Source organism: Streptomyces sp. M41(2017) (genome assembly GCF_002078175.1).
Taxonomy (GTDB): Bacteria; Actinomycetota; Actinomycetes; order Streptomycetales; family Streptomycetaceae; genus Streptomyces.
Map to the genome: position 1 here is coordinate 5,506,303 of NZ_MWFK01000001.1, position 12,863 is coordinate 5,519,165.

Below are 12,863 nucleotides of genomic sequence, written 5' to 3' on the forward strand. Positions count from 1 at the left end.
ACAGGTCGGGGAATCGCGGGGCGAGGATGGGGTGGCATGGGAGTCGCAGCGACGACGGTCCGCGCGGTGAACGGGTTGACCGCGCGGTGGGCGGGGGTGTCGGAGGGCGGTACGACGTTCTCGGCAGCCGGTGTATGGCCTCTGTTGGCCCTCCTGGCCGATGGAGCGGGAGGTGCGGCCCGGGCCGAGTTGGCCGAGGCTCTCGGACTTCCCGCCGGGCAAGCGGCCCACTCCGCACATGAGTTGCTCGCGGCAATGGGCAGTATGCGGGGACTCGACACGGCCCTGGGTCTGTGGACGCGGCGGACCCTGGAGCTGCGGAAGGAGTGGCTGGCGGGGCTGCCGGTCGATGCTCACGGAGTGCTCACCGGTGACCCGGCCTCCGACCACCGGGCGCTGGACGCCTGGGCGGTGCAGCGGACCGGCGGGTTGATCGACGGTATGCCGGTCATGCTGAACCAGGCCACGCAGCTGGTGCTGGCGAGCGCGCTGATCCTGCGCACACAATGGCTGAGCCCCTTCCACGAGCTGCCCTTGGACACCGCGTACAAGCCATGGGCCACCGTGCCGCGGATGGGCCTGCGGCGCTCCAGTACGGTGCTGGACCGGGTGGGCGTGACCGACACACCCGGCGGACATGTCACCGCACTGAAGGTGCTGGGCAACAACGCCCTGGACGTTCATCTGCTTCTCGGCGAGGAGGGCATGACGCCGGGGCACGTGCTCAGAGTCGGGGTCGACATCCTCGCCGGCCGGTGCACGGTCGTGTCGGGACCGCGGCTGCCCTACGGCAATGTGGGACCCGGGTTGCTGGTGGAGAAGGTGCGCAGTGCGCGACCCGAGCCGCCGTCGCTGGAGGTGACGACAGCGGCATTCACGATGAACGCGGGCCACGATCTGCTGAAGCTGCACGGGTTGTTCGGGCTCACGACCGCACGGGACACGTCGCGCGGACACTTCCCCGGCATCAGCGACCTCCCGCTCGCCATCGAGTCGGCCAACCAGAAGACGATGGCCAAGTTCGGCGCGTTGGGTTTCGAGGCCGCCGCGGTGACGGCATTCGCCCTCGGCCCGTCGGGCGTACCCGAACTCCGCTACCTGACCACCCGGATCAGCGCCGCGTTCGACCGCCCCTTCGGCTTCCTCGCCGTGCATCGCCACACGCGCCTCGTGCTGACGGCGGGCTGGGTCACGGATCCGTTGCCGTTCCCCGAGGAGGAGTGGGGGGACGAGTGGTGAGCGCGACGACGCGCGGCGGCTTCACGCCGCGGTTACGAGGGCCACCGGGGTCTGTCCTACGGCTGCGATGGGCCACAGCCAGATCCCGACCGGTCCGGCGGTCTGCTGGACTTCGTCGAAGGTCGCGAAGATGCCGACCGGCACGGAGATGAACGCGAACGAGATCGCGAACACCTGGAAGGAGCCGAGTGTCCGCTTCGGCTCCTGCTGGTAGCCCCCAGCCTCGATGGAGCCCGCATCGTCTTGGGCATCGGAGGACTCCACCCATCGAGGCCACCTCACCTTCCAGGGCCCCTCCAGTGCACTGGATAGGCCGCAGGCGCGGACCGATCGAAGCATCCGCAGTGCGAGTCGACGACGCGCGTGGAGGCGGTTCGATGCCGCAAGAGGAGGCAAAAGTGATAACTAAGGTCGTAAGGGTGGGCCTTGACGGGTCCGCTGCGCTCGGTGGTCGGCAGTAAAGGATGCTCCCTCATGACGTCGCAGGCCGCGGACTTTCGGCAGGAGCGGGTCGTTCTGGCCGGCTTCGGCAGCGGGCACGGTGCCGAGTACATGGTGGGGTCCCCCGGCCGCGGATTCCGCAGGATGGCTCGCAGGGGAGCAGTGACAGCTGTGGGGGCAGGTGGAAACGCGTACGGCTCAGTGCGGTTGAGGCAGGCGCGCGTGCTGACGGCGAAGGGCTTGGTGCGTGCGCTGCTGCGCGTCTGTTTTTCGCGGACGGTGGGACCCATGGGCCTGTTCTCGACCGTGAAAGGGGCGACGGCCGGGGTTCACGCGGCAGGCGTATGCCGGAGCCACGTCGATTCCGATACGAGCGAGGGCCACCGGAACGTCGCCGAAGCGGGTCCTGATGCTGTCGTCACGCTGAGTCGGGGTGCAGACGCAGAGATCCGGCAGGCGGTCGCGGCAGCAGCCGCCGACCGTGCGACACGCGGTTGGGAGGGCCCGCTCACCGCGTTCCTCGGAGCCCAGGATCCGGGCCCTGTTCACGCCGGTGTCCGTGCCGCTGTCGCCCACCCGGCCAAGTGAGTGACGGAGCCGGCCGCGGGCCGGAGACCTTGCGGGGATCGAGGCCGACCCGCGGCAGGGTGGTACGCACGCTCCTTCGGATGGCGGGATCCGCCGCCGCTCTGGTGACCTTGTATTTTCTGCTGCCCCTGGACCGTTCCTCCGCCGGGGTCGCGGTCACGATCCTGATCGTCGGGTTGTTCGGGTTCGTCGCCCTGGTGGCCTTTCAGGTTCGTTCGGTCATGCGATCGCCGTTTCCCGGACTGCGGGCAGTGGAGGCCCTGACGACCAGCGTCCCGTTCTTCCTGCTGCTGTTCGCGGGCACCTACGTCGTCATGGCCAAACTCTCGGACGGCAGTTTCGGCATCCCGCTGACCCACACCGACGGCCTGTACTTTGCCGTCACCGTCTTCGCGACGGTCGGCTTCGGCGACCTCACGGCCAAGAGCGAGGCGGCCCGTCTCGTGGTCACCGGACAGATGATCGCGGACCTCGTCATCCTGGGTGTCGCTGTCAAAATCATCACCGGTGCTGTCAGCCGACGCCGCGCACTGGGGGACGACAGCGGCTCCTAGCGTGCCGAGGCCTTATGTCGGCACCGCCGATTCCGCCGGGTGCCGCCACGACGACAAGGCGATGACCAGCGCACGTGCGCGCCGCGAGGCCGGTCCGGCCGCTTGGGCGGCGCCGCGTCGGCATCAGTCCCGCATCGACCGTCAGGATGTTGTGCGAGGAACGGTTGATCAGCCTGGCTGGTGGGGTAGAACAGGTGTCGGGTGCCCTCCGGTGACGGAGGGGTGCCTCTCACAGATCAGCCGGGGGAAGCTCCGGCGCTATTTCGAAGGACAGCAGTATGGCCAGCGGCACCGTGAAGTGGTTCAACTCCGAAAAGGGCTTCGGCTTCATCGAGCAGGAGGGCGGCGGCCCGGACGTCTTCGCCCACTACTCCAACATCTCGGGCAACGGATACCGAGAGCTGGTCGAGGGCGAGCACGTCACCTTCGACGTCACCCAGGGCCAGAAGGGCCCCCAGGCCGAGAACATCGTCCGCGGCTGACACCGGCAGCCCGTCGCCACCCAAGGCCTTCGGAGCCGCGGGCTTGATCATCAGCGTGTGAAGAGGGGCCCGGCGCAGTCGGGCCCCTCCACCGTTCGCGCGTCTTGCATCAGGGGGCTGGTCAAGGGGTCGACTACCGTCCGCATGGCCGAGTTCGTGTCCAGGAGCTGCCGGAACATCCTGGGCCGAGGGGCTCGACGGGGCCGAGGTCGTCTTCCTCGCCGGACTCCACGGGATCTCGTTCAGGTCGGTGCTGGGACCGGAGAATCCCCGGTCGCGCCTGCCGAACCTGCCTCGCATACGGCTCAGCCCGTGGTCCAAGTCCTTCGGAAGGTAGGCGCATCACCGCTGGAACGCGTCGTCGACCGACTACGCGGCGATTTGGTTGCTCGCCCTGTCCGGCGGGGACGCCGCCCCGGGGCGATGCGGACGTGTCGGCCATCTCCCGGCGGTTGGTGGGTAGCCGTCGGCCCTCCCTGTGGCCGTCTCACCCCGCCGTACCCGGATGGTCTTCCACCGCGGGGGCAGACGTGTGAAGCTGCTGCGTCGAACGGACCACGCATCCGTCTGCCCATGTCCGGTGCTGGAGAGGATGACCGCATGAAGCCCACGAAACACCGCTACAGCCTGACGTGGACCGACCCGGACGGTGTGCCGCAGGCGGCGGCCGGCCACTACGACAAGCGCGCGGCCACCAAGCGTCGGCGCGCACTGAAATCGGTCGGGTGCACCCGGGTCGAGGTCGTCGTGGTCGAGCCCGGAGAGCTTCCGGAGCCGGCGCTCTGAGGGGCCGGTCCCGCGTCGAGTCGGGCCGGGTGCGCTCAGCGGCGCAGGCGCCAGGTGCCGTAGGGGCAGGCGACAGCGGCGGTGATGACAGAGAAACCCGCATCTCCGACGAGCCGGTAGACCCCTGCGACACACCCGACCACGACGGGCCGATTCACGTCAGGCTGTGGACAGCGGATCTCCGCCCTCCAGGCCGCTGATTTCGGGGACGCAGCCGGGGAGCAGCCGAGAGGCCTGGAGGGCCGTCTCTTTGTCGAGGGGACCGATCACGCAGGGTTGCGTTTGAGGATCGCCGCGTTCAATGCCGTCGCGAATCCGCACCACCCCGCGTACGGGAGCAGCGCGCGGGCTGCCGACCGGTCGACGTCCGCGGTGCGCCGGATGAGGGCGATGTTGCTCAGGTCGATCAGGAGCGTGCCGAGCAGTCCGGCCCGCGCGCTGTGCCGACGGAAGAAGAGCCAGTTCCACGAGGCGTTGAGCACGAGATTCGCGCCCAGGGATGCTGCCAGGGCTCCTCGCTGCGCGTTCGTGGCACGGGACAGAGCGTGTCCGCCCGCCCAGGCGAGAGAGGCGTACAAGGGTGTCCATACCGCGCCGAAAGCCCACGGGGGCGGCTGGAAGGACGGTTTGTCGAGGCGCCGGTACCAGGTGCTGTCCGGGTCCACGGCCACCGCTCCGGCCACCGCGGTCGCGGTGACCGCTGTTGCGGCGGCCACGTACGGCCATCGGCTGTCCGCCCTGCTGTGCCCCTCACTCAAGAGCTTCATGTCCAGCCGAGTCCCCTCTCTGGGGACGTCTCACACCCGCGGCGTTCGGCGCCGGCTCCCGTCCGTTCCGTCGGCACGATCCGGCAGCCGGACTGCCCGCAAGCCGTGCATCGTGCCCGGACAACGGCCGTAAGCCGTGCGTCGTGCCCGGACGACCGCCGCAGGGGCCGCCTCGTACGACCGCACCGCAGCGATCGCCCGACAGTGGCGCGCAGCCGTCACGGACTCGCTTCCGGCGACGACGGCGACGAGGACGGGCCCGGCACGGCTGGTGTCACCGCAGTACTCGGCTGGGGGCCACCAGGACCGCTGCGACTGCGACTCGACATCCGCGGGCAGGATCTCATCTCAGGACCGCCCGCGGTCGCGAAGGTCCCAACCCATCCCCGACCGGGCGAGTTGAGGCCAAAAAGGAGCTCCAGAGTCGGACAGTGCTCCGCGAGGCCGCCGCGACGGGATTCTCGGAGGCGCAACCGCACCTCGGGCAGAGGCCCGGGCCTGTTGCCTGCTGTCTGTCGCGGCGCGGGCCGGCGTGCCGTCAGATCAGTTCGGGTTGCGGCGTGGACGGCTTCGGGGCGGATACCGGCCCCGGTTCCCAGGACGTGTCGGTCCGTACGTAGCGGTGGATCACCGAGCCCATGGCGAGGAGCAGCAGGGGGCCGGCCAGCCAAGGATGGGCGGCCATCTGCACCGGCAGCCAGCGGTACGACAGCAGGAGGGCCGCGAAGACCGTCGAGCCGTGGGCGACGAGCTGGATCCCGGACCGGTCCCAGTTGCGGTCGTGGGCGCGCAGGGCCCCTTCGATGGTGAGCGTGAACACCACACCGGCGATGAGGTCGACGCCGTAGTGGTAGCCGAAGCCGAGGGTCGCGGCGAGGGTGGCGACCAGCCAGAACGTGCCGGCCCAACGCAGTGCGCGGGGTCCCTTGCGGGAGTGGATGAAGATCGCGGTGGCCCACGCGGTGTGCAGGCTCGGCATGCAGTTGCGGGGAGTGATCTCGTCGAACGGCATGGGGTGCGGGGGGTTGAGCGGAGACGGCGTGTTCGGCCAGAGGTCGGCCACGGCCCACGGTGCGCTGGCCGGCATGTGCGGTGCCCAGAGGCTGATCCCCTCCCAGTGTTCGGCGCCGGTGCCGTAGGCGAAGACGGGGCCGACCACGGGGAAGATCAGGTAGAACGCCGGGCCGATGAGGCCGATGGTGAGGAAGGTGCGCACCAGGTGGTGGCGGGGGAAACGGCGTTCGGTGGCCACATGCCGCAGTTGGTACAGCGCGACGACCACCGCGGCCACCGGAAGCTGTCCGTAGACGAAGTCCAGGACGTTGAAGCCGATCGAGCCGGACGCGGTGACGAGCCGGCCGGCGAGCCAGGAGGGGTTGCCCAGGGCGTGGTCGGCGGTCGCCACGTACTGGTCGAGCACCATGGGGCGCGTCCTGGAGGTCAGGTACAGCCAGGCGTCACCCGTCTTCCGGCCGGCCATGAGGATCAGGGCGAGTCCCACGCCCTTGAGCAGCAGGATGCGTTCGGGGCCGGTGCGGCGGGTGAGGGCGAGGACCGCGCAGCCCAGGATCACCCACAGGGCGCCGTTGCCGAAGGGGTGCCCCTCGCCCAGTTCGATGCCGGCCGCCCAGCGGACCAGCCCGAAGACGATGTCGATGCCGATCGCCGTGCCGACGGCGAGGAAGCGCTGGCGCCAGGTGAGGACCACCATCATCAGGGCCATGCTGGCGTAGAGCAGCCCGCCGGACTTGGGTGGCCAGAACACCTCGCGGGCCTGGGTGGTGATCGGGCCCGGCATGCCGTAGTGGCGTACGGCGAGTTCGAGGGCTATGAGGAACCCGAAGACCGCGACGGCCGTCACGGCCCACAGTCCTGTGCGTGGCTGGCGCCGTATGTGTATCAATGCCCGACCGCTTCACTAGATGCTTTTTTGTGCTGCCCGTCCCACTCACCCGGGCAAGACGGAAAGGACCCCGCACGGGTTCCTGACCGGGGGGACTTCGCGTGCCGCTCCGCGGGGAGTCGGTGCCGGCTCCCCGCCGCCCCGGCGGGGAGCGGCTGCTCGGGGAGGACGAAGGGTGGTGCGTGCCCGTGTGTTCCGGCAGCCGCGCCCACTGGATGGATCTCCCCGAGTCCCGAGCCAGGTCGCCGCCTGGATCAGATGAGCGAAACACAGCGGTCTGTGCAGGTCAAGAGGCATGCGGCGGTGGCCGTCGGGTCCTCGCCGCCCGCTTGCCGTGCGCGGGGTGTGGCAGGAGGGCCTGCTGGGGCCGCGGCCCGAGTGATGTCCTACGGCACGCGGAGGAACGTGGTCGCTCTCGGCACGTTGTGCGACAGACCGCGACCTCCGGTGAGACGCACATCAACCCGGAGTCGGTGGAGCCGGGTCACCGGGCCTGTGTCCGCCAGTGCTGTGGGCCGCAGATCCCAGGAGTCCAGGGCAGGGGGGCATCGGGACCCGCCTGAGACGAAGGAGCCCGCCTCGCGTATAGAGGTTGGGATGTCGAGGAGGACCGCAGTGCACGTCACCCGTCGGACCGAGGAGATCCGGACCGTGGTCGGGCCGGTGACGTGCCGGGGTGACGACACGCAGAGGGGTGGTCATCCTGGTCAGTCGCGGGGGAGAGGGACGTTATGACGAGGGCGAAGACCGACTGGAGGCAGAACTCCGCCTGCGGTAGTTCGGACGCGGACGCGTTGTTTGCCGACAGTCCACGGCAGAAGCGGGCCAAGGTGATCTGTATGGGGTGTCCGGTGCGTACCGAGTGCCTGGCCGAGGCGCTCGACGAACGGATTGAGTTCGGGGTGTGGGGCGGCATGACCGAGCGGGAGCGCAGGGTGCTCCTGAAGCGACAGCCGAATGTCGCGTCCTGGCTCTATGTCCTGGATGCGGCTCGGGCCGGCGTGGTCCCCCGGGCCGGCTGACGCCGGGGGAGTCACGCGCCGCGTACTGCACGCCGGACGCTGCCTGAGACTCTCCGGGAAGAGGGGGCGGTGCGGGCCTTGGCAGCGGGCCGGTGCAGGAGAGCGGGGCCGGCACCGGCACTCGTTGACGTCACCTGTCGTCGTTCTTGTCCTCCGGGAGGCGGCCCGTGCGCGCCACGTCGGCGTACCATCGCGCGCTGGCCTTCGGGATGCGCTTGCCGGTCGGATAGTCGACGTAGACGGCGCCGAAGCGCTTGCTGTAGCCGTAGCCCCATTCGAAGTTGTCGAGCAGGGACCACAAGAAGTAGCCGCGGACGTCGACGCCCGCCGCGATCGCCTGCCGCACGGCCGACAGGTGCCCGTGGAGGTAGGCGATCCGTTCCGGGTCCGTCACCTCGCCTTCCGGGTTGACGTAGTCGTCGAACGCGGCGCCGTTCTCGGTGATCATCAACGGCATGGCGGGGTGGTCCGCCTTGAGCCGCAGCAACAGGTCGTACAGTCCGCTGGGATCCACGGCCCAGCCCATCGCCGTGGTACTGCCCGCGGGGCGATGGAAGGCGACCTGGTCGGCGCCCGGCCAGGGGCTGTGGTCGCTCACCCCGTGGCCGTCCGAGTGGTGACCGGCCTCACCGGTGGCCGCGGAGACAAGGGTGGGCGTGTAGTAGTTGACCCCCAGGAAGTCGAGCGGCTGGTGGATCGTGGATGTGTCGCCGTTCCGCAGGAAGGACCAGTCGGTCAGGTGGGCCGTGTCGTCGAGGAGATCCTGCGGGTAGTGGCCTTCCAGGATCGGGCCGGTGAACACGCGGTTGGCCAGTGCGTCGATCCTGCGGGCCGCGTCGACGTCCTCGGCGGACTCGGTGAGGGGGCGCACGTGATGAATGTTGAGCGTGATGGATGCCCGCGCGGAGGACGGCAGTTCGGCGCGCAGTGCCTGAACGGCCTTGCCGTGGCCGAGGTTGAGGTGGTGTGCGGCCCGCAGCGCCGCGACCGGATCAGTGCGTCCGGGGGCGTGGACACCGGAGCCGTATCCGAGGAAAGCGCTGCACCAGGGCTCGTTGAGGGTGGTCCAGGTCTTCACCCGGTCCCCCAGGGCGCGGGCCGCCAGGGCCGCGTAGTCGGCGAAGTGGTCGCTGGTGACGCGCTCCGGCCAGCCGCCCGCGTCCTCCAGCTCCTGGGGCAGGTCCCAGTGGTAGAGCGTGACGACCGGTTCGATGCCGTTCTCCAGCAGGGCGTCGGTCAGGGCTCGGTAGAAGTCGAGCCCCTTCTGGGCGGCAGGGCCGCGGCCGGTCGGCTGCACTCGGGGCCACGACAGGGAGAAGCGGTAGGCGCTCACGCCGAGATCGGCCATGATCGCGACGTCCTCCCGCCAGCGGTGGTAGTGATCGGTGGCCACGTCACCGGTGTCGCCGTTGCGTACCCTGCCGGGGGTGTGCGAGTAGGTGTCCCAGATGGAGGGAGTACGGCCCTCGGCGGAGGCCGCTCCTTCGATCTGATAAGCGGCGGTCGCCGTGCCCCAGGTGAACCCCTGCGGGAATCGGCCGGTGCCCGTGGTGTCCGGGGTGGGAGCGACGCGTCGGATGGCGGTGGTCACGTGAGTCCTTCCAGTGGTGTTGCGGTGCGGGAGGGCGACGGGGTGGTGGGTCTCGAAGACCCGGGCGCGGCGGGTCGGAGGGCCGGTCAGCCCTTGACGGCGCCCTGCATGATTCCGCCGACGATCTGGCGGCCGAAGACGACGAACATCACGAGCAGGGGCAGCGTGCCGAGCAGCGCGCCTGCCATGATCAGCGACTGGTCGCGGACGTATCCCGCGCTCAGCTGCGTGAGGGCGACGGGCACCGTCGGATTGGTCATGTCGAGGACGATGAACGGCCAGAAGAAGTCGTTCCAGGCGTGCACGAACGTGATCATGAACAGTACGGCCATGGGAGCGCGGGCGATGGGCAGCACGATGCTCCAGAAGATGCGCAGGGAGTGTGCACCGTCCACGCGGCCGGCCTCGACGAGTTCGTCGGGGAGCGCCTCGGTCAGGTACTGCCGCATGAAGAACACCCCGACGGCGCTGACGAGGGTGGGGAAGATGACGGCGGGCAGCTTCTGCCCCCAGCCCAGCTCCGCCATCATCATGAACAGCGGGACGACGCCGAGTTGGGGCGGCACCATCATGGTGCCGATCACGAGCATGAGCAGGATGTTGCGGCCCTTGAAGCGGAGTTTGGCGAACGCGAAACCCGCCAGCGTGGCGAAAAGGACGGTGGACAGGGAGATCACCCCGGCCACGATCAGGCTGTTGAGCATGGCCTTGCCCAATGCGGCGTCCTGCCAGGCCTTGACGAGGTTGTCGAGCAGGTGGGGGCCGGGCAGGAACGGCGGGGGCGTCTGGGTGACGCGCGTGTTGTCGGTCGACGCCGCCACCATCGTCCAGTACAGCGGGAAGAGGGAGAACAGCGCCGCGATCCCCAGCAGGATGTAGGCGACCGGGCCCGCGTGATGCTGGCGTCCGGCACCCGGGTGCCGGAAGAGCCGCCGGCCCTGTCCACCCGGTGCCGTGTTCCTGCGCGTTCTCGGTGCGGTCCTGGGGGGCGCGTCCGCCGTACGGACCGGGATGCTGTCTGTGGTCATGGGGATCTCCCGGTCACGCCCTGCGCGCGAGGACGCGCCTGACGACTTGTTGGACGATGAACACGGCGATGAGCAGGAGGAACATCGCCCAGGCGACCGTGGCGGCCCGGCCCATCTGGTAGTTCTTCCAGCCCTCCTCGTACAGCAGCAGTCCCAGCGTCTGGTACTGGTTGTCGGCTCCTCCGGTGATGCCGTTCGGGCCCTGGCCGAAGATCAGGGGTTCACCGAAGAGCTGTGTGGCACCGATCGTGGACAGGACGATGGTGAACACGATGGTGGAGCGGATGCCGGGCACGGTGACCTTGAGGAACTGCTGCCAGCGTGAGGCGCCGTCGATCGCCGCGGCCTCGTAGCGGTCGCGGGGGATCGCCTGCATCGCCGCCAGGTACAGCAGGGCGTTGTAACCGGTCCAGCGCCAGATGACGATCGTGGAGATCGCCGTCTGCGCCGCCCACTTGTTGTTCTCCCAGTCGATGTTGTCGACGCCGACGAGGCTCAGCATCCAGTTGATCATGCCGAAGTCGCGTTCGAAGAGCATGGTGAACACCAGGGCGGCGGCGCCCACCGACGTGGCGTAGGGCGTCAGGGCGGCGACGCGGAAGAACGTGGAGCCGCGCAGCCGGTAGTTGAGCAGGTGGGCGAGTCCCAGGGCCATCATCAGCTGCGGCATGGTCGACAGCACGCCGATGGTGATCGTGTTGAACAGTGCGTTCCAGAAGCGGTCGTCGTCCCACAGGGCCGTGTAGTTGTCGAAGCCGACCCATTCCATGACGTTCAGGGTCGACAGTTCGACGCGGTGCAGGGAGATCCACGAGGTGTAGACGAGCGGGTAGAAGCTGAAGGCGGCGAAGACGATGAAGAACGGGGCGACGAAGGCGTAGGGCGCGCCGCGCACGTCGAGGCGATGCAGCAGCGTACGGCGCCGAAAACCGTCCTCGCCGGTGCCGTTCGCGGCCGGCAGGGCGTGGCCCGGGGCTCCGTCAGGAGGTGTCGAGGTGGAGATGGCCACCGGAAGGGGTCCTTCCTGGAGAGTGTGAGAAGCGGACACGGGCCGGCCCGGCGGCCCGCGCGGGCCGTGCGGGGGACGCCGGGCGGTACGGCGGTTGGGCAGCGGTGCCGACGGTCAGCCGGCGGCCTTCTCGATGCGCTCGTCAGTGGTCTTCCACGCGTCGTTCGGGCTCTTGTCCTGCGCTTCGATCAAGGTCAGGCCCTGCGAGAAGATGTCCTTGATGGTGCCGTCCTTGCGGCCCAGCACCTGCTCGTCGGGGATCTCCTTGGCCGCGGCGCCGAAGATCCGGCCGATGGGTGCGCCGCTGAAGTAGGACGACGTGGCGTCGACGACGTCCGGCATCTCCAGCGCGGTCTGCGACGAGGGGAAGTTGCCGATCTTCTTGAAGAGGTAGGCCTGCTGTTCGGGGGCCGTGAGCCAGGCCACCAGCTCCTGCGCCTCCTTCTTCACGGGGCTCTTCTCCATGACGCCGAGGAACGATCCGCCCCAGTTGGCGCCCTGCGGAGCCTTCGCGACGTCCCACTTGCCCTTGTTCTTCGGCCCGGCCTTCTCGCTGATGTGCGCGAGCATCCACGCCGGGCAGACGGTGGTGGCGAAGGTGCTGTTGGCCAGGCCGGGGTCCCAACCGGGCTGGAACTGGCGGAGCTTGGCGGTGAGACCGGAGGTGGCCGCCTTGGAGGCCAGTTTCCAGGCGTCCTTCACGACAGGGTTGGAGGCATAGATCAGCTTGCCCTGCTTGTCGTAGAACTGCTCGGAGTGGCCGTAGATCATGGCGTTGAACAGTCCGCTGGAGCTGTCCATGAACGCGACCTTGCCGTCCTTGGACCCCTGCTTGAACTGCTTGCCCGCATCGACGTACTTGGACCAGTCGCCCTCCCACAGCTCGGCGACCTCGTCACGGTCGGTCGGCAGGCCCGCCTGCTCGAAGAGGTCCTTGCGGTAGCAGACCGCCATCGGACCGATGTCGGTGCCGAGGCCGATGACCTTCTTGTCCTTGGTGGTGACCTGGCTCTGCTTCCACGGCAGAAAGTGGTCCGTGCCGGACACGCCGGCGAGGTCGACGAAGTTGTCCTTCTGGGTGTCGGCCAGTTCCTTGGCCCGGCCTATCTCTATGCCCTGGATGTCCTTGAGCCCGCTGCCCGCGGCCAGGTGGGTCTGCAGCGCTGTGTAGTAGGTCTGTTCGTCACCGGCGACGTCGGCCTTGATGACGACGTCCGGATGCTCCTTCATGTACTTGTCGAGCAGCCCGGTCTCCTTGAAGCCCATGACGCCGAACAGCCCCATGGTGATGGTGACCTTGCCGTCCTTCCTGCCCCCGCCCGTCCCGCCGCTGTCGCTGCTCCCGCAGCCCACGACCAGGCCGAGAGCCGACACGACCGATACGGCGGCCACGGCTCGTGTACGCAACTTCCTTTGGGCCTTGTCCATTTCGTCCTCCTAGCGGCGGCGCTGA

At 69.0% G+C, this 12,863-nt stretch carries 12 protein-coding genes; 5 read left to right on the forward strand and 7 right to left on the reverse strand.

Features of this window, described 5'->3' with window-relative positions:
* Nucleotides 1-36: 36 nt before the first annotated feature.
* Nucleotides 37-1,239, forward strand: a complete 1,203-nt coding sequence (locus B0675_RS24125) for a serpin family protein (protein ID WP_081220965.1) — start codon at nt 37-39, stop codon at nt 1,237-1,239.
* Nucleotides 1,240-1,260: 21 nt separating this feature from the next.
* Here B0675_RS24125 and B0675_RS24130 read toward each other — a convergent pair whose 3' ends face one another.
* Nucleotides 1,261-1,503, reverse strand: a complete 243-nt coding sequence (locus B0675_RS24130) for a hypothetical protein (protein ID WP_206602728.1) — start codon at nt 1,501-1,503, stop codon at nt 1,261-1,263.
* Between the two features lie 845 nt (nt 1,504-2,348).
* Between B0675_RS24130 and B0675_RS24140 the strand changes: the two genes are divergently transcribed.
* The 3 genes from B0675_RS24140 (at nt 2,349) to B0675_RS24150 (ending at nt 4,090) form a co-directional block, all read left to right on the forward strand.
* Nucleotides 2,349-2,822, forward strand: coding sequence for an ion channel (locus B0675_RS24140; RefSeq protein ID WP_081220970.1), 474 nt, complete (start codon nt 2,349-2,351; stop codon nt 2,820-2,822).
* A gap of 278 nt (nt 2,823-3,100) precedes the next feature.
* Nucleotides 3,101-3,304: a cold-shock protein gene (locus tag B0675_RS24145; RefSeq protein WP_081220973.1), complete on the forward strand. Its 204-nt coding sequence runs from the start codon at nt 3,101-3,103 to the stop codon at nt 3,302-3,304.
* A gap of 600 nt (nt 3,305-3,904) precedes the next feature.
* Nucleotides 3,905-4,090, forward strand: a complete 186-nt coding sequence (locus B0675_RS24150; RefSeq protein ID WP_081220975.1) for a hypothetical protein — start codon at nt 3,905-3,907, stop codon at nt 4,088-4,090.
* Nucleotides 4,091-4,356: 266 nt separating this feature from the next.
* On the opposite strand, the gene B0675_RS24155 is transcribed toward B0675_RS24150, so the two are convergent.
* Nucleotides 4,357-4,857, reverse strand: coding sequence for a TspO/MBR family protein (locus B0675_RS24155; RefSeq protein ID WP_081220977.1), 501 nt, complete (start codon nt 4,855-4,857; stop codon nt 4,357-4,359).
* A gap of 538 nt (nt 4,858-5,395) precedes the next feature.
* Complete coding sequence (locus tag B0675_RS24160) at nt 5,396-6,718, reverse strand: phosphatase PAP2 family protein (protein ID WP_241539857.1); 1,323 nt, start codon at nt 6,716-6,718, stop codon at nt 5,396-5,398.
* A 773-nt stretch (nt 6,719-7,491) separates the two neighbouring features.
* Between B0675_RS24160 and B0675_RS24165 the strand changes: the two genes are divergently transcribed.
* Nucleotides 7,492-7,782, forward strand: coding sequence for a WhiB family transcriptional regulator (locus B0675_RS24165; protein ID WP_081220980.1), 291 nt, complete (start codon nt 7,492-7,494; stop codon nt 7,780-7,782).
* Between the two features lie 130 nt (nt 7,783-7,912).
* Here B0675_RS24165 and B0675_RS24170 read toward each other — a convergent pair whose 3' ends face one another.
* The 4 genes from B0675_RS24170 to B0675_RS24185 form a co-directional block, all read right to left on the reverse strand.
* A complete protein-coding gene (locus B0675_RS24170; RefSeq protein WP_081220982.1) occupies nt 7,913-9,373 on the reverse strand; it encodes a GH1 family beta-glucosidase in 1,461 nt (486 codons plus the stop codon).
* A gap of 86 nt (nt 9,374-9,459) precedes the next feature.
* Nucleotides 9,460-10,401 (reverse strand): carbohydrate ABC transporter permease, encoded by a 942-nt coding sequence (locus tag B0675_RS24175; protein WP_081220984.1) that lies wholly within the window; start codon nt 10,399-10,401, stop codon nt 9,460-9,462.
* 13 nt (nt 10,402-10,414) lie between these two features.
* Entirely contained in the window at nt 10,415-11,362 is a 948-nt protein-coding gene (locus B0675_RS24180; RefSeq protein ID WP_081221980.1) for a sugar ABC transporter permease, read from the reverse strand.
* A gap of 162 nt (nt 11,363-11,524) precedes the next feature.
* Nucleotides 11,525-12,838, reverse strand: a complete 1,314-nt coding sequence (locus B0675_RS24185; protein WP_081220987.1) for an extracellular solute-binding protein — start codon at nt 12,836-12,838, stop codon at nt 11,525-11,527.
* Nucleotides 12,839-12,863: the final 25 nt, after the last annotated feature.